Source organism: Lacticaseibacillus thailandensis DSM 22698 = JCM 13996 (assembly GCF_001312865.1).
In the GTDB taxonomy this organism is placed as follows: Bacteria; Bacillota; Bacilli; order Lactobacillales; family Lactobacillaceae; genus Lacticaseibacillus; species Lacticaseibacillus thailandensis.
In genome coordinates, this window is record NZ_BBER01000002.1 from 94659 (window position 1) to 118640 (window position 23982).

Here is a 23982-nt window from a genome sequence, read left to right on the forward strand (position 1 = left end):
CTTGTTCAGTTTCATGTTAAAGCGCTTACAAGGCCTTTGCAACGCTTTTAGACCGTCAACCTTGTGTTGACAATGGTTCAGGTTGACCACTAGAATGTTCCCATAAAGGTTCAAGATAATTCATGGAGGTATTGCGGCATGCCACAGTCAAAAATGAAACCAGATCGCATCAAGGATATTTTGAATATCCTCAATAAAGAACATCATATTAGTATTGCTGAGCTTAGTAAACGTATTTTTACCAGCAAGTCCACGCTTAGACGGGATCTGATTTCACTCGAAGAAGATAACATTGTTAGGCGGCAATATGGCGTAGTTTATTTGCTGCAAGACAAGAATATTGAGTACACATATTCGCGTCGGGAGAAGGTTCAGGAAAAAGCTAAACGTTATATTTGCGAACTTGCCGTCAAACTCATTCCCAACAATGCGGCTCTCTTTCTCGATGGCAGTTCCACCATCATGTCAATGCCAGACTTGCTGACTGATAAAGTTGGACTACACGTTATTACAAATAATCTTTTTATTGCTAACCGCCTAAATCAAATGACGCCGATTGAAACGGTCATGCTTGGGGGGATTCTTTCACATAAATCGGGGTCGTCGGTTGGTTCTTGGACGATTGAGCAGATTTATAAATTTAAAACCGACTTTGCGCTTTTATCAGCCAGCACCCTTAACCTTGACGGGGTATACAGTGCCGATGCGGAGCAATCCACGCTTAAGTCCGCAATGATTCATAATGCTAAAACTGCGATACTGATGGTTGATCATTCCAAGTTTGACCACAATGACTACATCATGATGAGCAACTATGACGACATTGACGTAATTATTACCGATCAACGTCCAGCTGATAAATATGTCCAGCTGTTTGAGCAAATGGGGATTAAGTTGGTATACGATTAAGAGCCTTATGGATAGTTGCGACTGAACAAATAAAAATGCACCGCAATCACTAGTAGATTTTGCTAGTAGTTGCGGTGCATTTTGTGATCTAGTTACTGAATCAACACGTACTTATATTTATCGCTGCGGATAACTTGTCGCGAAATGTGAAGTGGATGATCGTTTTGGTCATATACAAAGTCACTAATTTGCATGAGTGCAGTTCCACGATCCACTTCCAGAAGAAAGGCCTCCTTGGTGTCTGCCTTTTTGATGTCGAATTTTTTTTGTCCACCTGCTGGGGTTTTACCAAACTTATCATGAAGTACCTGGTAAAGGGATCCGTTCAAATTTTGATTAGCAATTGATGCGAACTCTGGGGTGAAGTAAATGTATTCTACGCAGAACGGGTCGCCGTTCACGTAGCGTAGGCGGGTGACATTAATGAGCTGTGACGCATGGGTGAGGTTGAAAAAAATCAGCTTGCTCGGGCGTTGCCTCGAGCTGCTGGATGTCGACTAGCTTAGTCGTGAGCTTGTCACCCATGCTCTTAACGTTGTTAGTCAGACTGAAAAATTGTGAACGCCTGGCTTCGGAACCCATACCCGTTTGGACGAAGGTACCTTACCGTGAATTTTAACAAGAATGCCCTTATTGACTAGCAAGCGGAGGGCATGACGCACCGTACTGCGACTGTAGCCAGTACTTTGCTGTAACTCCATTTCTGTGGGCAACTGATCACCGGGCAGATACTGTTCATGGTTAATGCTATCAAGTATTTGATTGGCTAGTTGTTCGTACAACGTTAGTGAAGAAGAACTATTAATAACGTTTGCCTCACCCATTGATCACACCTCCACAGTTACTGTCGATAATTCCAGTATACAACAAACGTGGGCAAATTAAGCGCTTTAAAAATTATTCAAGAAAGGGCTTGCATTTTTTTTCGCAAAGCGATTATTCTTACGGTGTTTCAAAAAGTTGTATGCTGTTGTATCTTCACGGGAGGACATCATGACTAAAATTCAAGAGGAAACAGATAACATTGTGTCAACAGTATTGAAGAGCAGCGAACAACCCATCACTCGGGTAGTATGGATTGGTGCCGGTGGGTCCTTTGGTGGTTTTTATGCGGCCCAGTACTTTATGACGCGTAACGCGATTGCGGTGACGTCAGAGATGTTTACGAGCAATGAATTTGTTATGTCGCCGCCAGCATATGTTGGCACCAACACGTTGGCTGTGGTTTGCTCGATGCGTGGTACGAAGGAGACTTGTGAGGCGGCCAAGGTTGCCAAGCAGTTAGGCGCGCACGTGGTGGCACTCTACGTGGATCCATCACCCTTAACGGAAGTTGCTGACTTTAAGATTAAGTACGAGAGTTTGGCGCTGGATGAAAGCCGTACCGAATTATCTAACACTAGTATTGCCCTGATGATTGCTATGTCGTTGGTTCAGCATACTGATGGTTATGATGATTACGATGTTGCTATGCAGGCCTTTGACAACGTGGATGCCATCTATCGTCGTGCCGTTGAAGCAACAACGCCGCTAGCCAAGGTGTGGGCTGACCGCAACGCTGAGCGCAAACCAATTTACGTTTTGGGTAGTGGCCCAGCATATGGAGCAGCTTACATTTTTTTCTATCTGTAATATTGAAGAAATGCTCCAGATCCCTTCACCAACTACTAATAGCTGTGAATACTTCCACGGCCCATTCGAGACCTTGGACAAAACGACGTCAGTATTCCAGCTGGTATCGGTTGGACGGACACGCGCTGCAGATGAGCGGGCAGTGCGCTTCCTGAAGAAATATGGCGGTGACAATGTTTATATCCTAGATGCCAAAGAAATTGGCCTGAATGATTTGGATGATAAGGTATCTGAATACTTCAATCACGTTATCTTTGCACCCGTATTGAATAATGTATATATGCGTGCCCTGTCAGCACGAATTCAAAAGTCATACTTAACCCGGCGGTATATGTGGAAAATAAATTACTAAATTACGTTACGAGTGGTCGTTAGACCAATTAACTGTTATCAGCAGTCATACCCTCATAGTTGAAAGGCAATGTACCCTGTTGTATTCTTGAAATATAGAAGCGCTTTCAACAAAGGAGGGTTTTGTTGTGTCCGAAGATATTCAAAGTGTGATTTATGATAAATTAGTGTCCATGTGTACAACGGATAACCTTAGCTCTCTGGGCATCACCGCCGATGTTTTTTTCAAAGGCACTATCAATCAAACGCAATACGTCGAGTCATTACCTCAACGTGCTGGTCCACGAAGGCAAGGTGATCAAGGTCAACACGCGTCCAGTAGTGTTTTTTTGCCCGGTCTGCGGTAGAAAAATATCTAGGCCACCAGTTGAATGAGTCGGTTTTTCCTTCAGTTGACGCCATTTTTCAAGGCCATGATAGTCAAGTTGATCCGATGAGTGCTGTGATTGGATCCAAACAATCCCTCTTTTCACAAATTAAGCGGATGAAGGCGGCGGCTCGCTATCCTGGAGTGGGGCTGCCGGTATTACTAACGGGACCGACTGGTTCGGGGAAGTCCTATCTGGCGCGGGTCTACTATGATTATTGTGTTTATCAAGGTTACCTAGATCAATCTAGTTCATTTGTCCACTTGAATTGTGCGGAGTACGCGGACAACCCGGAGTTGCTGGCAAGCATTCTGTTTGGCTACAAGCGTGGTGCCTATACTGGTGCTGACAAGGATAGTCAGGGGTTGTTTGATCAGGCCGATAACGGAATGCTTTTCCTGGATGAAGTGCACCGTTTGGGCGCTAAGGGTCAGGAAAAGTTGTTCGAGTACCTTGACAACGGTACTATTTCTCCGTTAGGCGAAACCAAGTCAGGACACCAGGTAAATGTACGGCTGATTTTTGCGACAACTGAAAATATTCAAAGCAACTTTTTACAGACGTTCATTCGGCGTATTCCCGTGCAGGTTGAGGTGCCAGGTATTAATGAACGAACGCAGTTTGAACGTGAGAGTCTTACTAAACTGTTTTTCCTGAATCAATCCAAACGCATTAACCGGCCCATCCAGCTCAGCAAGCAAGTGCTAAGTATTCTAACGAGTCAGCATTACGATAGCAATGTTGGTCAGATGAAAAACTATATTACCCTCACGGTAGCGAGCGCTTTGTCCAAGGCGAAAGATGATGCAGGTCCGCTGAAGGTAGTTGTGGGGGACTTGCCGAGTGATATTTGGAGTAACAATGAAACTGAGGGCATCCGTCTACGGCTAAATGGTGATGGTACGTTCATCACGATTCGTCAGGAGATGAGCCTGCAGCAATTAGTCGATGATGATGCTGATCAGGACAATCAGATTCGTTGCATCTTTACCCGTATTGTTGGTTTGTATAATCAGCTGGGTATTTCAGCACAGTTTATGAAGGCCAGTACCGATCTCATCAATACGTTGAGCGACGAAATGATCTTTAGCAACGTGATTGATCGGGGTGAGGTACCACTAGATCTAATGAAGCGCATGATGCAGGCCAAACTTGATTCGTTGGAAGATAGCTTTTCCGTTAAGTTTTCTGGCAACTCACTAGTCGTTATCGCGTACTTCTTTTATTACCGGCAGTTTAACTACTGGGTACTCAGTGCACAAACCCATGCGGTGCTTAACGAAATTAGTACTAAGTTAGCTCAGGACGACGCACGTATCGCGACGTTCACCGATGAAATTATCAAAATGACGCGGTCAGCGTTATCACTGCCAGTAGATGTAGTGGACACATTGTTCTTGCAACTATACTTACATGAAGCCGTGAAGGTGACGAAGGATAATTCTATTCGGTGCTTGGTTTTGGCTCATGGCTATTCCACTGCTAGCAGCATTGCGAACGTCGTTAACCGGTTGGTGGGGTATACGGCGCTTGGGTGCATTGATATGCCACTGGATATTAGCGTCGAGACCATCGGACAAAAAGTTTCCGATTATATTGCTAGTAACCAAATTAGCTCGGGTCTGATTCTCATGGTTGATATGGGGTCACTGTCGGGCATCCACAAGTACATTCACGGGACAATCGATTTTCCTATCGGTATCATTACTAATGTGTCGACGCAATCAGCATTGTCGGTGGTCGACCAGGTGGCCCACCATAAGGCTATTGATGAAATTGTGAAGCACACGGCTCAAACAGTGTACACCGAGGGTCGCACCATTTATCCGCAGGAAGTCAAAAAGAACCTCATTATTACGTGTTGCAATACTGGGATCGGGACGGCCAATCAAATTAAGCAGTTATTAGATAGTAGCTTTGCGGAGAAAATTGACGTGGTGGTGAACGCCTACGAATATAGTTTAGTTAGTGATCCGAACCAGATGGCTGCCATCAAGCGGACATACAATGTGCTTGCCATCGTGGGCACAGTTGATCCGCATGCGGAAGGCATTACGTTTATTCCACTAGAAAAGCTCATTCTGGGTGAAAATTCGGAGGCGCTACTCCACGACTTAGGAGTCGTAGCGGATAAGCATGAAGTGGAGGACATTGTCACCACTATCTTGCACAACTTTACGATTGAACGGGTGCTTAACTCACTAACAATTCTTGACGCGACCGCTGTGATGGACGCAATTGATGTGGTGATGAGTCGGTTCGTCGAATTATCAGGGCAGGTTCTGGGTAATCCGCAACGCATGGCGCTGTACGTGCACATTAGTTGTATGGTTGAGCGCTTGATTCGTAATGAACCGATTACCACTTACGACTGGAAGCATGCCAATATTGACACTAATATTTTTCAGGAGATTAAAAGCGCACTTAGTGTCCTTGAAGCCAAATATAGTGTCACGGTGCCTAAAGCCGAGGTTGCCTATATCTATGACATTATTCATGGAAATTAGCGTCATGAAAGCGTTTTAACGACTTGGGTCCAAATAAAAAAAGCGTGTCAGCAAAAACTGGCACGCTTTTTGCTTGTATATAAGTGTAAGGCAATGAGCTCAGGTGTGAGGAACTCACGACCACCAGTAGCACATCCTTAATTACTAGATAAGGCTAGCGAAGAACGAGGCCCAATAACGACGAAGGGAGGTACGCTTATGCGGATCATTTTGGTCAGTCACGGACGTTTGGCGCTAGGCATGCAGGATACAGTGAAATTTATTATGGGGGACACCCCGAATTTATCAGCTTATGCCGCTTACGTTGATAGTGATGAGAGCAAATATGTTTATGACATTGAAGCGGAACTCACGCAGCATCCCGATGATGAGTTTGTTATTTGTACCGATGTGCTAGGTGGTTCCGTGAATACGACGATGATTCAGTTGTTGAAGGATTACCCAAACGTTGAATTGATTGCCGGAATGAATTTACCGCTGATTTTACAATTGCTGGCTGAAAACACGGTCAAGGACAAGGCAGAACTTGCCAAGGTTGTTGCCTCAGCACAGCAGGCGCTTGTAGATGTTAATAGTTTGTTGGTCGCACAGAAGAGTGGAGAGGAGGATGACTTGTAATGATTAAATTAGTTCGTATTGATCACCGTCTAATGCACGGACAAGTTGTCTTTTCATGGACGAAGTCGTTAGGTATCGAGCGCATCGTGGTTATTGATACCAACACCGCAAATGATGAGTTTAAGCGCATGTCACTCAAGCTTTCTAAACCAGAAGACGTTAAGTTGAGCCTATTTACGGTTGACCAGGCAATTGAGCGTATTCCCAAGATCAAGGCCTTGAAGGACAATACCATGTTGATCTTCGGCAATGTTGGCGAAACGTACACCTTCTTTAAGGCGTTCGGTCCGATTGATGAAATCAATTACGGTGGGATTCTCGATCGGCCAGGTGCTAAGCGCTTTAGCAACGCGATTTACCTCACTGATAAGGAAGTTGAACAAAGCCGCGAGTTGGCTGACATGGGTATTACCTTGTACATGCAGCAAGTACCAACTTCAAAGAAGGAAATTTTGAATAATAAGCTGTCATAATTGCGTTTTGATGTACGGAAAGGAGCGTGAATACCATGTTTATGAAGGCGTTATTGATTGGGATCATCAGTATCATCGCCATGCTCGATTCACGATTGTTCGGGCGTTCCAATCTTGAACGGCCGTTGATTGTTAGTACATTGGTTGGTCTCGTGTTGGGCGATGTCACCAAAGGGCTAATGGTTGGTGCCTCGTTGGAATTGATTTCCATGGGGTTGGTCAATGTTGGTGCTGCCGTAGCAACGGATATGGTGTTGGGTTCAATTATTGCGACTGCCTTTGCTATTCTATCGAACACCTCTGCTCAGGCGGCGTTGACCGTGGCAATTCCAATTGCGGTCTTTGGCCAGTTGCTGGGGATCGTGGTGCGGATGTTGATGTCATCCCTGTCACACATGGCTGAACGGGACATTGAAAAAGGTAAGTTCAAGCGTGTCCTTAGCTACCACATCGTCTGGGGGATGGTCTTCTATTCACTGATGTACTTCATCCCCACGTTTATTGCTATTTACTTCGGTACTGGTGTTGTTAGCGCCATTGTTAAGGAAATTCCGGACTGGCTAACCAACGGGTTGACACTTTCTAGTAAGATCTTGCCAGCATTTGGGTTTGCCCTGTTGATGTCAACGATGCTATCTAAAAAGACGGCGGTATACCTGTTCCTCGGTTTCTTCATCACGGCTTACGCCAACATTTCGGTTACCGGTGTAGCCATCTTCGCTGTATTGCTGGCTCTAGTGGTCAACGAATTCTTGCCGAAGGCTGGTAAGGGTAATGGTACAGCAGCCACGGCCGATTCCACGGATGATAGTGACGATGACGATGACCTTGAGGAACTATGAGGAAAGGAGTGAGCAATCATGGCAGATGAAACTAAAAACATGACCCCGGCACAACGCAAAGCCCTACGCAAAAAGTCCTGGTCGTTTACTTGGCGGTCTTGGGCCATCCAGGCCTCGTGGAACTACGAACGTCAAATGAACATGGGTTTTCTATACGGAATTGCGCCAACTTTGAACCGTTTGTACAGCAAGCCGGAAGACCTGGAGAAGAAGAAGGCAGCTTATCAGCGGCACATGGCTTTCTATAACTGTACGCCGCAAACAAGTTCATTTGTTCTCGGGCTCGTGACTTCGATGGAAGAGGAGTACGCCAAGGATCCGTCATCTCTAGATCCTGATTCTATTAACGCCGTTAAGTCCTCCCTGATGGGTCCACTGTCAGGTGTTGGTGACTCGTTCTTCCAGGGCACGATTCGTATCTTGGCCTTCAGTCTTGGGATTAATCTTGCTCAACATGGTAGCATCTTAGGACCAATCCTCGCGATGGTAATTTCCTTGATTCCATCGTTTGCCGTTACTTACTGGGGTGGTCAATTCGGTTATACCGCCGGCAAGAAATACTTGAAGATTTTGACCGGTGGTGGCTTGATGAACCGCGTGATGTACCTGGTTAATATTGTTGGTCTGATGGTTATTGGAGCGATGATTGCCAGCATGATTGGTATTACGACGCCAATCAAGGTTGGTACGGCCTTCAACCTGCAGAAGACGCTGAATAGTATCTTCCCGCAGATGATTCCGTTGGCCTTTACGTTCCTGATGTACTGGATGCTCCGGAAGAAGGTCGGTACTGGTTGGATTCTGCTCTTCTGTATCGGCGGCGGCATTCTGTTGAGCGTTCTGGGAATCTTTGCTTAGTTTATTTTCATTAATTTGGATGCGGTTGGTTAGAAACCAAATCAAAAATCTATAGGAGGAATTACATTATGAGTACTTTGTCACCTAAGGAAATTATTGCAGCTATTAAGAAGGACCACAGCGATATCAACCAAGTTTTGTTTGTTGGTTGTGGTGCGTCAATGTCTGATTTGTATCCTGGCTACTACTTCACCCTACACGAAACTAAGAGTGTGCGGACTGCGATTATTACCGCAAACGAGTTCAACTATGATGCACCAAAGAACATTGACGATAAGACCATCGTGATTACCGCTTCCCTTGGTGGTACGACTCCAGAATCTGTTGAAGCGACGAAGAACGCGACGAAGTGGGGTGCTAACGTCATTGCTCTTTCCAACAATCCTGACGCTCCAATTCTCAAGGCGGCTGAGTACAACATCCTCCACGGCTTCCACGAAAGCTACTCCGCTAAGGTCCAGAAGATGACTAACGCGTTGAAGTTAGCCGTTGAAATTAAGAACCAGTTTGAAGGCTATGATTACTATGACGAGGCCCAGACCGCCTTTGATGGTCTGTACGACCTGATTGATGAGCAGGTTAAGCATGTAGGCCCAGAGGCCAAGAAGTTTGGTGAATTGTACAAGAACGATTCCACGATTCACGTACTGGCCAGTGGTGCTACTTGGGGCGTTGGCTATGCAACTGGTAGCTTCCTGTTTGAGGAAATGCAGTGGATCACGGCGCCAGTACACAACTCCGGTGAATACTTCCACGGCCCATTCGAACTGACGGAAAAGGATGCGCCATACCTGCTGTTTGCTAACGATGGGAGTACACGGCCGATGGACATGCGGGCGCTGACCTTCCTGCAGCGGTTCGATGCCAAGATTACTTTGGTTGACGCTAAGGACTTTGGCCTGTCAGCTATCGCTGGTCCGCACGTCATTGATTACTTCAACCCAATGCTGTTGACTGGTGTCTTCCGCGCCTACGCTGAGGAATTAGCCGCAAAGCGTGACCACCCACTTTCCAAGCGTCGTTACATGTGGAAGTTAACTTACTAATAGCGGAAATTGATAGTGTTTCACCAGTCAAGGAGCGGCAACTGCCGCTCCTTCTGGTGGTTTTGGGGTCACATTGCTAGCACTCTGGGTACTGATTGTTTAAACGAAAGGAGAGGCTACGTGGATGCAGGCCACGTGGCGAAAAGTCTATATGTTTACAGGAGTTATTTTCGACATGGATGGCGTTCTGGTTAACAGCGAACAGTTCTACTTTGATCGGCGCATGCAGTTCTTTCGTGAAAAAAAATCTGCACCCAGGTTCCACCGATATTCGGGACTATTTGGGCATGTCCAACGAACAAGTTTGGTCCGCGCTCGTACCTGATGATGAGCGGCGTCAGCAGTTGCATAAAGAATATTTGCCCTATCAGGCTAGCCACCCAATCGATTATGCCCGGTTTATGTTTCCGGGGGTTAAACCATTGTTACGGTATTTGAAGGGGCATCATGTGGCAGTAGGATTGGCATCCGCTGGCATTTACGGTGATATTTATCGTATGCTAGATGAATGTCAAATCACCCAGTACTTTACGGAGGTACTGAGTGGTGAAGAAGTACCGCATAATAAGCCGGAACCTGATATTTATTTGCGGATGGTGGAATTGTTGAGCATACCTGCAGCCAACTGCCTAGTTATTGAAGACAGTACCAACGGTATCGCGGCCGCCAAAGCTGCGGGGTTGACTACCTGGGCGATTGATCAGTCTGAGTACGGAGTGGATCAGTCGCGTGCTGACCGGATCGTTGGTAGCTTAGATGAGGTACGTAAGTCGTTGAAATAACACTAGCGAGGGGGCTAAACCATGAAACTAGAACAATCGATTCGACAGAGCCAGCGGTTGCTGCTGTCACAAACCATGCAGCAGTCACTCAAGGTGCTACAAATGGATGGGTTTAGCCTGCGTGAATACCTTAATGACTTAAGTATGAGTAACCCGTTGGTTGATGTGCCGGCATCTAGTGACATTGACGTTTCCAACTTTGAACCCGGTACGGCGTCAACCTACGACAATCTTTACGATTATTTGAACATGCAAGTTGAGTTGAGGTATAGCGATAAACCACTACGCAAAGTGGTGACGGCATTAATCCAGAATTTAGACCATGATGGGTTGCTACAGGTGGATGAGGAACGTTTCATTGCAGAACAGGGCATCAACCAGGTACAGTTTCTTGACGCCTTGACCCTCTTACAGTCGCTAGATCCGCCTGGTGTTGGCGGCCGTACACTCCAAGAGGTGCTGGTTGTTCAAGCGCGGATGTTACCGGACTGCCCACCACTAGTAACGGAGATTTTGACCAACCATTATTGGAATTTCCTGCATAATGATGTACACCGTATTCTAACTACGACTGATGCGACCGTGGATGAATTTCTGCAGGCTAAGGCGATCATTGGTGGATTTACTGCGCATCCCGGAGCCGGTTTTGGGGATGAGCAGACACAGTACCGTATTCCTGACATTAAGGTGCGTCCCAATGAGGGTGGTTATCGGGTTTACCTGACCAAGGCCGGTCGACCGCAACTGGTTTTTAATACCGATGAGTATGATGAACTGCGTCAGCGTGGGGACGAACAGTTACAGAGTTACCTGGCAATTTGGCCGAGGAATATCACTCCGTCAAGCGCATCCTCCAACGCCGTGAAGACACCATCGGGCTGGTAGCCCAGTATGTCGTCGGGGTGCAATGGCCCTACCTCAATCGTGAGCAGGGTTTCATCAATGAGCTTTTGCTGCGTGATGTGGCAAGTGCGGTTGGTGCATCCGAATCGACTGTAAGTCGGGCTTTGAAGGATGAATATATTGATAGTCCCCGTGGTGTATTACCGATGAATTCATTACTGACCCGGCGTAGTACAAGCAAAGAAGAGCATTCGGCTGACAACGAACTCATGCATGGTATACGGACAATTGTTGAAGGTGAGGACCCCCAGAAGCCGTTGAGTGATCAAAAGATAGCGGATGCTTTAGAAAAGCAGGGTATCAAGATTGCTAGACGCACGGTGGCCAAGTATCGGGGCGTAATGGGGATTGCGGATAAAAAGATGCGCAAGAAGTAGTGGTGGCTAAAATGGCAATGATTAATCCAAAAGTACGGCAAGTAAAAATCTGGCGGAAATTAGCAATTTCGGTACTGTACGGGCTGAGCTTAAGTTTAGCGTTGAACTTATTTTGGCAACCGGGTCATATCTCGGCTGGGGGTGTAACCGGTGTAGCCCAAGTTATTGCGATCATCTTCCGTCGCTTCCTGAATTTTCGGGTGGCAGGGGTGTCGACAACTGCAGTGATGAATACTGCTAACCTCTTCTTTATCCTCAACGTTCCCTTAATTTGGATGGCTTGGAAAGAGATTGGTCGTGAGTTTACGGCCTTCACGTTGATTACCGTTGTTAGTTCATCGATATTGATCAATATGACGACTGGTCTAGCACCATTGACGCGCGACCCGATGATTTGTGCTATTTTTGGAGCAGTTATCAATAGTGCAGCAATCGGTCTGGCGTTGCGTAATGGTTTGTCCAGTGGTGGTACGGACATTGTGGGGATGTTGCTCCACAAGTATTACAACGTGTCAGTTGGGTCGGTCAGCATCGCGGTCAACGCGGTCGTTGTTATTGTAACGGGTTTCCTAGAGGGTTGGCCGCACGCCCTTTATTCGGTCATCGCTATTTTTGTCGGGGGTCGTGCTATGGACTTCCTGTACACGCGACAGCAGCGATTACAGGTCATGATTGTGACGGACCAAAGCAAGGCTGACGACCTACTAAAGGCAGTTCACCAAGAGATGCGCCATGGTATTACCGTGTTTAAGGACACTGAGGGTGGTTATAAGCACGAAAGTAAGACGGTATTGTTGACCATTATTTCACGGGCAGAGTTTCATGATCTCGAGGAGACCATTCGAGCACACGATCGGAATGCTTTTATTTCCAGCACTAAGGTGGTGGAAATGGCAGGAAGGTTTATTGAGCCAGCGGTGGAATAGAATAAATTAATATAAGGAGAAGGATTCGCGTAGTTAAGGCCTGACTGTCGATAATGGTAGTGAGGGGTCTTGCACGGATCCTTTTTGTGGGTCTCCGTCAAATGCTGTTGGTTTCAATATTTTCAAATTGCCGAGGTTTTCCATTTTGGAAAACCTTTTTGTTATCTAGGCGACTAGTTGGTAAATACGATCGAAAAAGTTTTGTTGGTTCTTAAAGCCAAAACAGTTACGTTTCAAGGATTTGATCAGGCAGTTCTCGCCCCCCAATCAGGCCATTGCTACAGGGACTGGTGGTGGCTACTAGCACATTCTGGCGTTTTTGTCTTAGTGTCGCCATCTGTCCACTGCGTTGCCGGTGTTGCGGTATGTATCCAGGACCCGCCAGAAAGCTATTGTATTGCCTGACATTAGAGCATTATGTAGATTGAGGTAGGCTTCGTAGACCGTTTGTAGTTGAAGCTGATGATCAAGACCAAAATCAAAGGCTCTCTGCTCGGTCATATATTCATTGATTCCGAACAGAAAGTGCAACCGTCGGGCGTCAGGGTCAGTCTTATGGAATAAGCGCCACTGGGACTTAAGCACCTTGTATTGCAAGGTGTGGGAGTCATCAATCTGTTTGAGGACCACAATCCGGGTTTGGCCAAGGGCATGACCTAGTAATTTCGCGATGTAAAAGCAATTAATAACGATGCGGACATTCGGAAAGACCGCTTTGATAAAGCGCCAGAATCGTGGGCATTTCAGTCGCTTCTGGGATCTTAACCCGCGTTAATTCATGCCCGTTGCGTTGGCGATTCGCAAACCCACAATTCTGACAACGTCTGGGCGGGTAAGATAGTTCACAGTAAATGACGTGGACTTGGCAGGTAACGTCCCGAGAGGATCGTTTTTCGTTACTTGCTGCAGTGACGTTGATGTTAGTATTTGGTATTCCTAGAATAGACAGTATTAGATCGTTTTGGAACATTGATCGATAGTTCGCTTGTTGTTTGTTTGATTGCATAGAGGGACAGCGTGGTTAGCCAATGGGTTGCCCTTTTATTTTGCCAAAATTGTCATTAAAAATAGGGCCCACACTCGCTGCGTTGGTAGACACCAACAGTAGAAAGTGTAGACCTTTTTTTTGTTACCTACTCACTTATTGAATGTGTAAGCACTCAAAATACATGTTGACACGTTCTGGAAAACGGTTACAATAAAAAAATGTAGTAAGACGTATTGAGACGTATTAAGGAGGAGCAAAATGATCAAGACAAGCGAAATTGTTAAACGGATTCTTCAGCACAACGAGGGCAAAATTAACTCAGTTTACTTCGTGGCAGCTGGTGGCTCATTGGTCGATATGTATGTTTCCTATTACTTCCTACAAGCAGAAAGTACCACACTTACAACGGGTTGGTATACTTCAAACGAATTTGTTCATGTTCAGCCAAAGCGTTTGGGCGCTAATTCAATCGTATTTGTTTGCTCGCACAGTGGTAGTACGCCAGAATCCGTGGAGGCAGCGCATGTTGCCCAACAAGCGGGAGCAGTCACAGTAGGGCTGACGTTCAATGCTAAGGCTGAGTTACTTAAGTATCTGACGAAAAAAAATTGTTTACGAGTGGGGTAATGAACGCGAAGTTGTTAACAATCCGATGGCCATTATGTTGGACATGTCTGCACAAATTTTGGCTGGTCTTGAGGGCTACGACCAGTTGCCTGCATTCAGGGATGCTTTTGCCAAGATTGATACTATTGTGGACAATGCCATTGATCAAGTTCAGCCACGGACGAAGGCATTTGCAGATAAGTATGCTCATGAGAAAATGTTCTACATTTTGGGGAGTGGCCCATCCTTTGGGCATGCTTATGGCTTCGCAATTTGCAGCCTGATGGAAATGCAGTGGTTGGATGCAGCGCCAATTCACTCAGGCGAATATTTCCACGGACCATTTGAGGTTACCGACAAAAATAAGCCATATATTGTATTGGAAAGTGTTGGCCGTACGCGTCCGCTCGATGAACGTGCTCTCAAGTTCTTACACAAGTATGCTGAAAAGGTTGAGGTTGTTGATGCAAAGGAATTGGGCCTGGACATGATTGATAGTAAAGTGGCTGAGTTCTTCAACCCAATTCTCTTCTATACTATTCTCAGTGAGTACCGTGCAAAGCTGGCGGATAAACGTGACCATTCACTAGACGTTCGCCGCTATATGGCAAGGTGCCATACTAAAAAAAAGGTTATTTGGGGGAACAATAATTATGAGCGCACGGGTGACGAAGTATGAGCAGGTAATGACTAGCATCCGGCAGAAGATACTATCAGGGGAATACTTCGTTGGTAGCCAATTACCAAGTGAGCCACAACTACAAAAACAATACGGTGTTAGCCGCGTGACTATACGGCTTGCGGTAGACGGATTGGTTAAGGATGGCCTAGTAGAGCGGGTTCAAGGCAAAGGTAGTTTTGTTCAAAGGCCACAACGGGTTAGTCGTCTGGTGCGCGAGAGTTCAGTTGAAAGCTTTTCCAAAGTGGCACTAGCAAGTGGCTTTCACCCACAAACAAAAGTTTTAAAGGTAGAGCGGGTAGTTGCTACCGCTGCATTGCAAAGTAAATTTAATGTTGATGTCACTGGTTTGTTGCATACTGTCCGGTTACGTTTTTTTGGATCAAGATCCAATCTTTTTGGAAAATAATTATTATCCGTTACCGCGATTTGCCACACTAGGCGATTACGATTTAAATGGTTCCCTGTATGAAATTTTTCGGGAGCATTTTGGAATTACTAGTCTGGATTCTGACGATACCACTTTGAGTGTTGTGACAGCCGATGTAGAAACAGCCAAATTATTGCAACGTTCGGTTGGTTTTCCCCTATTTTCGATGAAGACTGAGATATTTGATCAGAATAAGAAAATTGTGCAATACGGTGAGCAGTTGATAGTGTCAGACAGATATCAATTCAAGATTTAGTAAAAGGAGGGATGACTAATGATTAAATTTATACGGGTGGACCATCGATTGTTACATGGTCAAACAGCCCTGTCGTGGTATGGTGCGACTCATGCTAATTGTGTATTAATTGCTAACGATGATGTGCCTAATGATCCTATTCGTAAAGCCACAACTAAAATGGCACGGCCAGTAGGGGCTAAGTTGGTCATCATGCCAATTCAAAAAAAGTATTGATCAGATTAACAGTGGCATTGCCGATAAATATGACATCATGATTGTGGTTGAGAGCATCCATGATGCTTACCGTTTGATTTCAGGTTTGAAGGATAAGCCTGAAAGCTTAAATCTTGGTGGCACCAAGAAGACCGATGACACTGAAAACATTTCCACGGCGGTTAATGTGACCGCGCAAGATAAGGTTGAGCTTAAGAAATTGTCAACTAGTGGCGTCAAAGTATACATCCAACAAGTTCCCACGGCGGCTTCGAAAACCGTCGACTTCTGAAAGAGGTGAGCGAAATGCTTTTGAAGACACTATTAATTGGGCTGGTGGCCCTCATCGGCTATGGCGAGTATTACCTTACTGGACGTGGCCAGGTAGCGCGTCCAATAGTAATTGGTCCGCTCACTGGACTGGTGCTTGGCCACTTGACGACGGGTATTGAAGTTGGGGCTGCCTTGGAGTTAGCCTACATTGGCGTGATTGAAATTGGTGCTTCGGTTCCACAGGACATGGTTTCCTCTGGAGTTCTAGGGACGGTGTTTGCAATTTCTACTGGTAAGGGCATCTCGGCAGCTCTGACGTTTGGGTTGCCATTGTCCATGCTGGTTCTGTTGGTGCAAAACTTGGCCTATGTATTCATTGCTCCTCTGTATGTGGCTAAATGTGATCAATATGCACGTGAGGGCAAGCCCAGGAAGTTAAGCTTGATGGCTTTTTGGGGTGGCACGTGCGTCAATTTCGTTCCCTCAGCCATTTTAATTATGCTTGCTTATTACTTTGGTACCGGGTTTTCATCCGCCATTGTTGGTTTCATTCCAAAATTTGTTCAGGATGGCCTAGTGGTTGCCAGTGGGCTTTTACCAGCGTTTGGGTTTGCTATGCTAATTCAGCAAATTTTGCGTAAAGAAATCGTGCCGTACTTAATCCTAGGCTTTGTATTAGCGGCTTACCTTAAGGTTCCAATTATTGCATCGCCATTATTGGTATGGTGATCATTATGATCATGTACTACAACGAGAAGAAAAATAAGGCTTCACAGCAGCAAGTTTTGGGAGGTTCAGATGATGAAGACGACACAGACAGCTTCTAATTCCCCAGTAAGACGAAGTCTACGTTCAGTATTTTGGCGCACCTTCACCATGGGCGCGTCATGGGAGTACACCCGGCAAATGGCAACGGGGTACGCCTATGCCATGACACCAGCACTGCGCGCAATTTATAAGGATGATAATAACGCAATGTCACAGGCGTTAACGCGACACATGCAATTTTTCAACATTACCAACGTTTTTGCACCCATTACCCTTGGAACATCCATCGCAATGGAAGAGGAAAATGCACGTAATGAGGATTTCGATCCCGCTCTAATTAACAACGTTAAAGTCAGCCTGATGGGCCCACTGTCAGCGGTTGGTGATTCCCTAATTCTCACCACGTGGCGCATTATTTGTACGGGGTTATCAATTGCCTTGTGTAAGGCGGGAAATGTTTTTGGCCCAATTCTATTTCTGCTGGCCTACAATGTGCCCACAACAATCATTCGGTATTTTGGTCTCAAACTGGGATATGAACAGGGAACCAACTTGATGCAACGAATGAGTGATTCAAATATCATTCAAAGCATTTCGGAAAAAGCCTCAATTCTAGGGATGATGGTTGTTGGTGCCATGATACCTAGTTACGTTGTGGTTAATTCGCCAATAACGATTGGCAGTGGGAAGACAGCCATGTCCTTGATCAAGACATTGAACCAAATTATTCCCTCACTCTTACCAGTTCTGGCCACATTGGCTGTTATGTGGATGTTAAAGAAGAAGTGGAATGTTGGTTGGATCCTGGTGGCAATTATTGCTGTCAGCATTTTGGGTACCTGGTTGAAGATTTTATCGGTTTAAAAGTGCAAATAGTAAAGCCTCGCCCTCCCTGGGCGAGGCTTTTATGTCCTCCGTATGTGTGGGGCAGCCTTAGGGTGGCTACTAGTGACTACCTATTCAACGACTATCTATAAGGAGTGGGCTGTTCTAATAGTAGGCGCCAACCTTTGGTCAAAGCACGGGCGCGATTGTGCTGACTATCATATTTGTATTTAGTCTCAATTATTCGGGTTACTAACGTATTAACCCGTTGATGCTGATACCAAAGCTCATAACGGTTGCCCTGCGGGACTGCGGGGAGGTTGGTTGTGTCTGCAAAAGAGAGACAGGCTCGGTATTCTTGATGAACAAATTTATACAAACCAGCCGTTTGGCGAAGTAAAGGGGCAAGATGGTCTTCTTGCATCGTGGTGGTGAAAGCGATGGTACGAACGGCATTTATCTTGTTAAAATTTAGCCTTACGCGTAGATGGCGTTGACGATAAACTCCATGGTAAAAGCCGGTAGGTGACACCGTGCACTTTGGATTGCATGAATACTGAACCAGGGTAACGGTCTGGATATGCAACTGCCTAAGCCCAAGAAACCATGATGATTGTCCATCCACGCAGTTACTTGATGCAGGGGTGGACAATTATCAGTAAAAAGCTCCGGACTCGCCAACAACCAGATGGCCGGATGTGTTAGTCCCGCCAATGAGCGGGTGTGCATTATTAACGTATTTGTACGGAGGCCACTGTAGTAAACCTGGCCGCGATCGTCGATGATGATACTGCAGTACCCGGATGACTTGGGTGCAGGTAATGTTGCGATGGTGGATACTGTCAGGTACTGGTGCGGCCATTGTGGTAGCTTTATTGGCAAACTACAGAGAAAATCTAGGGTAAAGCCGTTAATAACGTAACGATTTTTGCTTGCGATGAGTCTGTCCCTCCAAATGGAAATTTTGTGGTGGGCTGCCCTCACTGGTAGTTTAAATGGTGTTCGGGGTTTACGCATGGGGGGTTCTGATATGTGACTAATTTATTTTAGGGTTTTAGGGAGAAATTAGGTCGAAATTATTGACGCTATATTTATAAAAGGCGCAAATTAGCGCAGGACAAAATAATTGTTATACCTCATGATTGGGAACAGCGTAAGCTCGGAGATGCCATAAACAGTTTGGAGTCAGGGGTAAGTGTTAATTCTGGAGAAGAAGATACAGGCTATTATATTTTGAAAACATCAGCTATAGAGCTTGGCCATGTTGATTTAACGGAAGTGAAATCAATTGTACGTGAAGAAATCCTTCGAGCCAAAACTCCACTCAAAAAGGGGTGCATTTTAATCAGTCGAATGAATACTCCCGCTTTGGTTGGGGCGTCGGGCTTGAACACAGAAACACGGGCCAATGTATTTCTCCCAGATAGATTGTGGCAAGGAGCTGTTGCCTCCCACTTTAATCAAGAATGGTTAATAAGCGTATTGAATACACCAAGAAATATCAAACAGATTCAGTCGTTGGGGACAGGAACCAGCGGAAGTATGAAGAATATATCAAAGGACTCTATGCTGAATGTCGCTTTTGCCGTCCCTAGTTTGGAAGAGCAAAAAGCCATTGGAAAATTTATGGAGTTTTTGGAAAACACTATCGCTCTTCATCATTGATAGTAACGTAAGGGCTTGGTGGTCAGCTCATCATGTTTGATCGGGATCAGTTTATACTAATAAAAAATTACATCATGTTCCAATAAACAAATGTTAGTGTTTTGAAATGATGTTGTGTTTGGGTTTTAGTTTTAATGTTTTCTGAAACGTTGGCTTACCATTGAAATTTGTTCACAACTCGGTTCTTGTTACAAGTGGCCTTTTCAAGTGATCCTTTCTGTACTGAATGTCATAACGGAAATGCAGACTCGTATCTTTGTTAGAAATGGTTTTCTTAATCGAAAATAGAGCGTTTTCCCAGCGGAATAATGATTGGGAACAGCGTAAGCTCGGAGATGTGGCTAAAATTATTGGGGGAGGAACCCCAAACACGTCAATATCAGCTTATTGGAATGGCAATATCAATTGGTATGCTCCTGCTGAGATAGGTCAGCAGCGTTACGTCTCGGAGAGTAAAAAAAAGATTACAACTTCTGGATTATCTCATAGTTCTGCTCAATTGCTTCCCATTGGAACGGTGCTGTTTACGTCGCGCGCAGGTATTGGAAACACAGCTATACTTAAAACTGAGGCTTGCACGAACCAAGGATTTCAATCTATAGTTCCTGATTCAGCGCAATTAGATAGTTACTTCATCTTTTCTCGAACAAGCGAGCTCAAACGTTATGGTGAGATAAATGGAGCAGGATCAACCTTTGTTGAAGTTTCGGGAAAAACAATGGCTAAGATGCAGATTTTACTCCCTACTTTAAAAGAACAGATTCAGATTGCAGCTTTCTTTCGGAGCATAGATGATGCTATCGCTCTTCATCAACGATTTCGATTTATGTAGTACGAAATTCGTCTTCATTGCGAAATTTACCTGTGTGAGCTTAAATGCGCACGAATATTTGCAGGATGATGACGAAATTGCAAAATATTTCAGAAAACACTTTATTTCATCAGTATTTCAAGGAATGGTTTGAGTTATACAAGGCTGGAGCAGTTCGCGAAGTAACACTAAGCAAGTATTACATTAATTACAAGCGACTAGTGCAATTGGCACCAACACTTACGCTGGGGCACATTAATCGTAAAACTTATCAGCAGTTGCTGAACGATTACGCAAAAACTCATGAACGACAGACGACGATGGACTTTCATCATCAAATCAAGGGGGCAATTACGGATGCGGTCGATGAGGGATTAATCGATAGAGACCCTACGCGAAAGGCAGTTATTAAGGGAAAATCACCATCTCAGAAAAAGCCAAAATACTTGAATCAGTTTGAGTTGCATGCGCTGCTGAGTGATCTTGATTTAGGGCCCGTACCCAATTGGGACTGGATGTTGTTGCTTATTGCAAAGACAGGGCTTCGTTTTGCAGAAGCACTTGGTGTAACTCCAAAGGATTTTGACTTTAATCATCAAAGCCTAAGTGTCAATAAGACTTGGAACTATAAAGATGCAAGGGGAGGTTTTCAACCAACCAAAAACAGTTCATCCAAACGTAATGTACAGATTGATTGGCAAACGATCATGCAATTCTCTCAACTAGTAAAAACTCTTCCTGAGGAGAAACCGCTATTTGTACAAGGTCCGGTCTTCAATTCGACGGTTAACTATCAACTAGAACGGCATTGTCGGCGTATGGAGGTACCAGTTATTTCGATACATGGACTACGGCACACGCACGCATCCCTATTGCTTTTTGCGGGCGTTTCAATTGCGAGCGTGGCGCGAAGGTTAGGACATTCAAATATGACAACGACCCAACAGACGTACTTGCATATTATTCAGGAGTTAGAAAATCAGGATAACGATAAGGTTATGCGCTACTTAGCGGGATTAAATTGACTTATGCTCAAGTAAATGAGAAGCGCAGCTATATTGACCAGTTTAGTGGTCCATATGGCTGCGTTTTGTTGATTTATATGAAAAGTTTTTGTAGGTAGCCTTGCTTTAGTTTTTTTGAGTTCATCTAACCTACGTTGATGAAGAGCGATGGCTTGATCAAGCTGTAGCATAAACTGTCCTATCTCTTGTTGCTCATCCTGAGAAGGAACCCCAATTGACCGACGGAGAAGGTCTTTAGTAACCAAATTAGTCATCATAGTTGATTTTTGGGTGGAGTGCCTTAAAATATCCCGCATTGAGTTTTCGTTGTGGATATAATACTGCCAAAAATATAAATTCAAACTAGTTTTCGGACGGAAAACATCAAATACATGCGAGACCAGCCCCGTTCCTAAAGTATTTTCAACAAATCTTCCGAAGGCAAAATTTTTACTCCTATTTCCCTCAAATGCGATATCACCCAAGCGGAAAACATTGTAGCTACGCATGTACTCATCAGTTGAATCATCCTTTACACTACCCCAGTGCATTTTTGCCACCGAGATAACTTTACTTCTAGGAATTGACAAATCGTTTTTTTTCCGAAGCCTTAGCATAAAGCGTTCCAAACTTACGCTGTTCCCAATCTTCAGTGAACCCTTTGAAGCGTATTTCGGGTACTTTTTGACCTTTTCCGGGAAATAATTTTTGCAAGTAACCTTTCTTTAGTTTCAAAAGCAAATCATGCTTCCGCTGATGAAGAGCGATAGTTTGATCTAGCAAGGATATGCAAGATGAAATTGCAATTTGCTCTTCTAGGCTTGGAAATTTGACGACCACATCCTTGAGAGCCGAGTTTCCGAGATGCACAATAGATATTCCTTGAGCTCTGCGCACAAGCTCTGACTTCTGACGACCGTTTGATATTATTAACGCAAGAAATATGGGAGAAAGGTTGTTGCACGGAGTGATTATATTTAAGTCACCAGCTAATAGAACTCCTCGGGTAATTACCGCTGAGGCCCTTGCAATATCTTCTGCAGTTTCACCTGAGGCTGGTACAATTACCTCATTTCCAGCGCTTACTGTACCTTTAGAGTTTGTCGCCACGTACGTTGAAACTTTATTAATAATCGTGTGATAGTCGGTGTACATGCTTCCATACAGAATTACTGGTCTTCCTTCATCAATAAGATCCTCTTTAGAGAACCCAGACCCCTTAGTAAAAGTCGCCAATTCACCAAGCTTACGCTGTTCCCAATCGCCAGTAAATCCCTTAAACCGTAACTGGGGTACTTTCATATTTTTATTTTTCATCTTGATTCGTCTCCACCAGTTGTGACTTCATCTCATTAAATTCTTTTTCCGCGACGGCAATCTGTTTATCCAGATCGGCGAGTTCTTGTTCTACCGCTGAAATATCGATGGGAGGTTCCTCTTCAAAAGTGTCGACGTAGCGAGGGATGTTAAGGTTGAATTCATTTTCTTTGATCTCGTCCAAATCAGCTACATGGGCGAACTTATCGACATCCTTGCGTTCCCGGTACGCAGAAATAATCTTGTCGATGTTGTCATCGGTTAGACGGTTCTGTTTTTTTACCCTTTTCAAATTCTTTGGAGGCGTCAATAAACAGAATATCTTTAGTGTTGCGCTGCTTCTTGAACACCAAAATTACCGTAGGAATGCTGGTGGAATAGAACAGGCCTGATGGCATTCCAATCACGGCATCCAGGTAGTTGTTTTCAATCAACGTTTGCCGAATAGTTGCCTCGGCACTGCCACGGAAGAGGACACCATGTGGCAAAATGATGGCCATCGTCCCGGTATTCTTCAGGTGGTAAATACCATGCAAAACAAAGGCGTAGTCCGCCTTGGTTTTAGGCGCTAGTTTGCCGTAGTTCTTGAAGCGAGGGTCCTTCATTTTATTGGCGTTATTGTCCCAGTGGGCGGAGTAGGTGGATTGGCAACGACGGCGTCAAAACTTCGTGGATGGTCAATTCCGTTAATTTCACCATCGGGCCAGTCATTTTCCAGGGTATCCGCATTGTGCAGATCCATATTCTGGTATTCAACACCGTGCATCATCAGGTTCATGCGGGCCAGGTTATACGTAGTGGTGTTCAATTCCTGACCGTGGAAGTGGACGCGGCCCGCTTTGTGGCCATCTGGCAGCTGGTCTTGCACCGTTAATAGAAGGGAGCCAGACCCCATGGTTGGGTCGTACACGGTGAACTGTCCCTCAGTTGCCGCGTCCAGGGTGACTAATTTTGCCAAGACGATGGAAACCTCATGGGGCGTGTAAAACTCCCCGGCTTTTTTTACCGGTATTGGCCGCAAATTCGGCGATTAGATATTCATACACTGTTCCCAAAATATCGCGGCCGGTTTCGTCCCGGAAGTCAAAGTCGTTGATCATCTTGACCACATCACTCAAGACCCGTGCCCTGGCTGCGGTACTGTTACCTAGCTGAGAGTCATTCAGATGGATGTTGGAGAACACACCACGGAAGTCCGCGCTGGCCTGTGGATTCAAGCTTGCGTTGCGTTCAAAGGCGTCTAACATGTCTTGGTAATCAGACGGCTTGATGTGTTCGTCGTTGATCTTTTCCATGATGGTGGCCCAGGTGAACTGTGGTGCAATGGCATAGCCAAGCGACTTGCTAATATCCTCCAGATAATCATCGAGGTCATCCGCCGCTTCGGCTGCGTAGCAGCATTAACGCTTTGCCCCTCAGCCACGTCAATTACGTCCTCGTTGACCAGATAATCTTCCTGATGGTCTGACAGGTAGCGGTAGAACATGAACCCTAGAATGTAGTCTTGATACTGGGTGGCCGTCATGGTGCCACGGAGGCTGTTAGCCATGCTCCAAAGTTTATTGGTGATTTC

The 23982-nt window shown here is 45.2% G+C and carries 29 protein-coding genes and 4 pseudogenes; 24 read left to right on the forward strand and 9 right to left on the reverse strand.

Translation table 11 applies throughout. The features are described 5' to 3' along the window. Positions 1–138: 138 nt before the first annotated feature. Positions 139–909: a DeoR/GlpR family DNA-binding transcription regulator gene (locus tag JCM13996_RS04000; RefSeq protein WP_054749828.1), complete on the forward strand. Its 771-nt coding sequence runs from the start codon at positions 139–141 to the stop codon at positions 907–909. Between the two features lie 92 nt (positions 910–1001). Here JCM13996_RS04000 and JCM13996_RS12835 read toward each other — a convergent pair whose 3' ends face one another. Both JCM13996_RS12835 and JCM13996_RS04010 read right to left on the reverse strand, forming a co-directional pair. Continuing rightward, positions 1002–1370, reverse strand: a complete 369-nt coding sequence (locus tag JCM13996_RS12835) for a GntR family transcriptional regulator (RefSeq protein WP_082383805.1) — start codon at positions 1368–1370, stop codon at positions 1002–1004. Between the two features lie 81 nt (positions 1371–1451). Next, complete coding sequence (locus JCM13996_RS04010; RefSeq protein WP_054749832.1) at positions 1452–1733, reverse strand: GntR family transcriptional regulator; 282 nt, start codon at positions 1731–1733, stop codon at positions 1452–1454. A gap of 169 nt (positions 1734–1902) precedes the next feature. Here JCM13996_RS04010 and JCM13996_RS11560 point away from each other — a divergent pair, with 169 nt between their 5' ends. The 13 genes from JCM13996_RS11560 to JCM13996_RS04070 all read left to right on the forward strand — a co-directional run bounded on the left by JCM13996_RS11560 (position 1903) and on the right by JCM13996_RS04070 (position 12592). Then, a complete protein-coding gene (locus tag JCM13996_RS11560; protein ID WP_225353451.1) occupies positions 1903–2541 on the forward strand; it encodes a phosphoheptose isomerase family protein in 639 nt (212 codons plus the stop codon). After that, entirely contained in the window at positions 2510–2893 is a 384-nt protein-coding gene (locus JCM13996_RS11565) for a phosphoheptose isomerase family protein (protein ID WP_225353452.1), read from the forward strand. Before JCM13996_RS11560 ends, JCM13996_RS11565 begins: the two co-directional genes overlap by 32 nt. Positions 2894–3020: 127 nt before the next feature. Continuing rightward, the gene (locus JCM13996_RS04020) at positions 3021–3239 is read left to right on the forward strand and encodes a hypothetical protein (RefSeq protein ID WP_054749834.1); all 219 of its coding nucleotides are present in this window, start codon (positions 3021–3023) and stop codon (positions 3237–3239) included. Positions 3240–3325: 86 nt separating this feature from the next. Then, a complete protein-coding gene (locus JCM13996_RS04025; RefSeq protein ID WP_156321857.1) occupies positions 3326–5767 on the forward strand; it encodes a sigma 54-interacting transcriptional regulator in 2442 nt (813 codons plus the stop codon). A 198-nt stretch (positions 5768–5965) separates the two neighbouring features. Then, positions 5966–6385 (forward strand): PTS sugar transporter subunit IIA, encoded by a 420-nt coding sequence (locus tag JCM13996_RS04030; protein ID WP_054749838.1) that lies wholly within the window; start codon positions 5966–5968, stop codon positions 6383–6385. Next, a complete protein-coding gene (locus JCM13996_RS04035; RefSeq protein WP_054749840.1) occupies positions 6385–6858 on the forward strand; it encodes a PTS sugar transporter subunit IIB in 474 nt (157 codons plus the stop codon). Before JCM13996_RS04030 ends, JCM13996_RS04035 begins: the two co-directional genes overlap by 1 nt. Positions 6859–6893: 35 nt before the next feature. Next, entirely contained in the window at positions 6894–7700 is an 807-nt protein-coding gene (locus JCM13996_RS04040) for a PTS mannose/fructose/sorbose/N-acetylgalactosamine transporter subunit IIC (RefSeq protein WP_054749842.1), read from the forward strand. Between the two features lie 18 nt (positions 7701–7718). Next, positions 7719–8558 (forward strand): PTS system mannose/fructose/sorbose family transporter subunit IID, encoded by an 840-nt coding sequence (locus JCM13996_RS04045; RefSeq protein WP_082383806.1) that lies wholly within the window; start codon positions 7719–7721, stop codon positions 8556–8558. A 65-nt stretch (positions 8559–8623) separates the two neighbouring features. After that, a complete protein-coding gene (locus tag JCM13996_RS04050; RefSeq protein ID WP_202813245.1) occupies positions 8624–9604 on the forward strand; it encodes an SIS domain-containing protein in 981 nt (326 codons plus the stop codon). Between the two features lie 236 nt (positions 9605–9840). Continuing rightward, positions 9841–10386: an HAD family hydrolase gene (locus JCM13996_RS04055; protein WP_162205178.1), complete on the forward strand. Its 546-nt coding sequence runs from the start codon at positions 9841–9843 to the stop codon at positions 10384–10386. Positions 10387–10407: 21 nt separating this feature from the next. After that, entirely contained in the window at positions 10408–11271 is an 864-nt protein-coding gene (locus JCM13996_RS04060) for an RNA polymerase factor sigma-54 (RefSeq protein ID WP_054749848.1), read from the forward strand. Then, positions 11205–11666 (forward strand): RNA polymerase factor sigma-54, encoded by a 462-nt coding sequence (locus tag JCM13996_RS10395; RefSeq protein WP_082383841.1) that lies wholly within the window; start codon positions 11205–11207, stop codon positions 11664–11666. Before JCM13996_RS04060 ends, JCM13996_RS10395 begins: the two co-directional genes overlap by 67 nt. 17 nt (positions 11667–11683) lie before the next feature. Beyond that, positions 11684–12592 (forward strand): YitT family protein, encoded by a 909-nt coding sequence (locus tag JCM13996_RS04070; protein WP_082383842.1) that lies wholly within the window; start codon positions 11684–11686, stop codon positions 12590–12592. A 324-nt stretch (positions 12593–12916) separates the two neighbouring features. On the opposite strand, the gene JCM13996_RS12840 is transcribed toward JCM13996_RS04070, so the two are convergent. Beyond that, positions 12917–13339 (reverse strand): transposase, encoded by a 423-nt coding sequence (locus JCM13996_RS12840; protein ID WP_082383807.1) that lies wholly within the window; start codon positions 13337–13339, stop codon positions 12917–12919. Positions 13340–13838: 499 nt separating this feature from the next. On the opposite strand from JCM13996_RS12840, the gene JCM13996_RS11570 reads away from it, so the two are divergent. From JCM13996_RS11570 to JCM13996_RS04115, 10 genes and pseudogenes are all read left to right on the forward strand, one after another. Next, entirely contained in the window at positions 13839–14207 is a 369-nt protein-coding gene (locus JCM13996_RS11570; protein ID WP_225353453.1) for a phosphoheptose isomerase family protein, read from the forward strand. Between the two features lie 25 nt (positions 14208–14232). Further along, complete coding sequence (locus tag JCM13996_RS11575; protein WP_225353454.1) at positions 14233–14865, forward strand: phosphoheptose isomerase family protein; 633 nt, start codon at positions 14233–14235, stop codon at positions 14863–14865. Then, positions 14840–15274 (forward strand): GntR family transcriptional regulator, encoded by a 435-nt coding sequence (locus JCM13996_RS10405; RefSeq protein WP_082383808.1) that lies wholly within the window; start codon positions 14840–14842, stop codon positions 15272–15274. The genes JCM13996_RS11575 and JCM13996_RS10405 overlap by 26 nt, the downstream gene beginning before the upstream one ends. Beyond that, the gene (locus JCM13996_RS12845; RefSeq protein WP_225353483.1) at positions 15204–15551 is read left to right on the forward strand and encodes a UTRA domain-containing protein; all 348 of its coding nucleotides are present in this window, start codon (positions 15204–15206) and stop codon (positions 15549–15551) included. Before JCM13996_RS10405 ends, JCM13996_RS12845 begins: the two co-directional genes overlap by 71 nt. Before the next feature lie 18 nt (positions 15552–15569). Beyond that, positions 15570–16038: pseudogene (locus JCM13996_RS04090) on the forward strand (PTS sugar transporter subunit IIB). A 14-nt stretch (positions 16039–16052) separates the two neighbouring features. Then, positions 16053–16748 (forward strand): PTS mannose/fructose/sorbose/N-acetylgalactosamine transporter subunit IIC, encoded by a 696-nt coding sequence (locus JCM13996_RS04095; RefSeq protein ID WP_225353455.1) that lies wholly within the window; start codon positions 16053–16055, stop codon positions 16746–16748. A 69-nt stretch (positions 16749–16817) separates the two neighbouring features. Beyond that, positions 16818–17651: a PTS system mannose/fructose/sorbose family transporter subunit IID gene (locus JCM13996_RS04100; protein WP_225353456.1), complete on the forward strand. Its 834-nt coding sequence runs from the start codon at positions 16818–16820 to the stop codon at positions 17649–17651. Between the two features lie 1092 nt (positions 17652–18743). Next, the gene (locus JCM13996_RS04105) at positions 18744–19277 is read left to right on the forward strand and encodes a restriction endonuclease subunit S (protein WP_225353484.1); all 534 of its coding nucleotides are present in this window, start codon (positions 18744–18746) and stop codon (positions 19275–19277) included. A 265-nt stretch (positions 19278–19542) separates the two neighbouring features. Continuing rightward, a pseudogene (locus tag JCM13996_RS04110) lies at positions 19543–20094 on the forward strand (restriction endonuclease subunit S); the annotation flags it as partial. 83 nt (positions 20095–20177) lie between these two features. Continuing rightward, on the forward strand, positions 20178–21113 hold the full coding sequence (locus tag JCM13996_RS04115) for a site-specific integrase (RefSeq protein ID WP_054750215.1): 936 nt from the start codon (positions 20178–20180) through the stop codon (positions 21111–21113). Here the strand turns inward: JCM13996_RS04115 and JCM13996_RS04120 are convergent. The 6 genes and pseudogenes from JCM13996_RS04120 to JCM13996_RS13140 form a co-directional block, all read right to left on the reverse strand. Further along, entirely contained in the window at positions 21092–21643 is a 552-nt protein-coding gene (locus JCM13996_RS04120; RefSeq protein ID WP_082383810.1) for a restriction endonuclease subunit S, read from the reverse strand. The two genes, JCM13996_RS04115 and JCM13996_RS04120, sit on opposite strands and share 22 nt — an antisense overlap. Before the next feature lie 25 nt (positions 21644–21668). Next, positions 21669–22409: a restriction endonuclease subunit S gene (locus tag JCM13996_RS04125; protein WP_082383811.1), complete on the reverse strand. Its 741-nt coding sequence runs from the start codon at positions 22407–22409 to the stop codon at positions 21669–21671. Next, positions 22399–22617: pseudogene (locus JCM13996_RS13125) on the reverse strand (N-6 DNA methylase); the annotation flags it as partial. The pseudogene JCM13996_RS13125 and the gene JCM13996_RS04125, both read right to left, overlap by 11 nt. A 46-nt stretch (positions 22618–22663) precedes the next feature. After that, positions 22664–23430: pseudogene (locus JCM13996_RS13130) on the reverse strand (type I restriction-modification system subunit M). Beyond that, positions 23381–23767, reverse strand: coding sequence for a hypothetical protein (locus JCM13996_RS13135; RefSeq protein WP_439646469.1), 387 nt, complete (start codon positions 23765–23767; stop codon positions 23381–23383). The pseudogene JCM13996_RS13130 and the gene JCM13996_RS13135 overlap by 50 nt, the downstream one beginning before the upstream one ends. Beyond that, positions 23650–23958, reverse strand: coding sequence for a type I restriction-modification system subunit M N-terminal domain-containing protein (locus JCM13996_RS13140; RefSeq protein WP_439646466.1), 309 nt, complete (start codon positions 23956–23958; stop codon positions 23650–23652). Before JCM13996_RS13140 ends, JCM13996_RS13135 begins: the two co-directional genes overlap by 118 nt. Positions 23959–23982: the final 24 nt, after the last annotated feature.

Coding starts and splice junctions, on each gene's coding strand:
- JCM13996_RS04000 (WP_054749828.1), top strand. CDS start 139: ATGCCACAGTCAAAAATGAAACCAGATCGCATCAAGGATATTTTGAAT.
- JCM13996_RS04010 (WP_054749832.1), bottom strand. CDS start 1,733: ATGGGTGAGGCAAACGTTATTAATAGTTCTTCTTCACTAACGTTGTAC.
- JCM13996_RS11560 (WP_225353451.1), top strand. CDS start 1,903: ATGACTAAAATTCAAGAGGAAACAGATAACATTGTGTCAACAGTATTG.
- JCM13996_RS11565 (WP_225353452.1), top strand. CDS start 2,510: ATGGAGCAGCTTACATTTTTTTCTATCTGTAATATTGAAGAAATGCTC.
- JCM13996_RS04025 (WP_156321857.1), top strand. CDS start 3,326: ATGAGTGCTGTGATTGGATCCAAACAATCCCTCTTTTCACAAATTAAG.
- JCM13996_RS04030 (WP_054749838.1), top strand. CDS start 5,966: ATGCGGATCATTTTGGTCAGTCACGGACGTTTGGCGCTAGGCATGCAG.
- JCM13996_RS04035 (WP_054749840.1), top strand. CDS start 6,385: ATGATTAAATTAGTTCGTATTGATCACCGTCTAATGCACGGACAAGTT.
- JCM13996_RS04040 (WP_054749842.1), top strand. CDS start 6,894: ATGTTTATGAAGGCGTTATTGATTGGGATCATCAGTATCATCGCCATG.
- JCM13996_RS04045 (WP_082383806.1), top strand. CDS start 7,719: ATGGCAGATGAAACTAAAAACATGACCCCGGCACAACGCAAAGCCCTA.
- JCM13996_RS04060 (WP_054749848.1), top strand. CDS start 10,408: ATGAAACTAGAACAATCGATTCGACAGAGCCAGCGGTTGCTGCTGTCA.
- JCM13996_RS04070 (WP_082383842.1), top strand. CDS start 11,684: ATGATTAATCCAAAAGTACGGCAAGTAAAAATCTGGCGGAAATTAGCA.
- JCM13996_RS11570 (WP_225353453.1), top strand. CDS start 13,839: ATGATCAAGACAAGCGAAATTGTTAAACGGATTCTTCAGCACAACGAG.
- JCM13996_RS11575 (WP_225353454.1), top strand. CDS start 14,233: ATGGCCATTATGTTGGACATGTCTGCACAAATTTTGGCTGGTCTTGAG.
- JCM13996_RS10405 (WP_082383808.1), top strand. CDS start 14,840: ATGAGCGCACGGGTGACGAAGTATGAGCAGGTAATGACTAGCATCCGG.
- JCM13996_RS12845 (WP_225353483.1), top strand. CDS start 15,204: ATGTCACTGGTTTGTTGCATACTGTCCGGTTACGTTTTTTTGGATCAA.
- JCM13996_RS04095 (WP_225353455.1), top strand. CDS start 16,053: ATGCTTTTGAAGACACTATTAATTGGGCTGGTGGCCCTCATCGGCTAT.
- JCM13996_RS04100 (WP_225353456.1), top strand. CDS start 16,818: ATGATGAAGACGACACAGACAGCTTCTAATTCCCCAGTAAGACGAAGT.
- JCM13996_RS04115 (WP_054750215.1), top strand. CDS start 20,178: ATGACGAAATTGCAAAATATTTCAGAAAACACTTTATTTCATCAGTAT.
- JCM13996_RS04120 (WP_082383810.1), bottom strand. CDS start 21,643: ATGCACTGGGGTAGTGTAAAGGATGATTCAACTGATGAGTACATGCGT.
- JCM13996_RS04125 (WP_082383811.1), bottom strand. CDS start 22,409: ATGAAAAATAAAAATATGAAAGTACCCCAGTTACGGTTTAAGGGATTT.
- JCM13996_RS13140 (WP_439646466.1), bottom strand. CDS start 23,958: ATGGCTAACAGCCTCCGTGGCACCATGACGGCCACCCAGTATCAAGAC.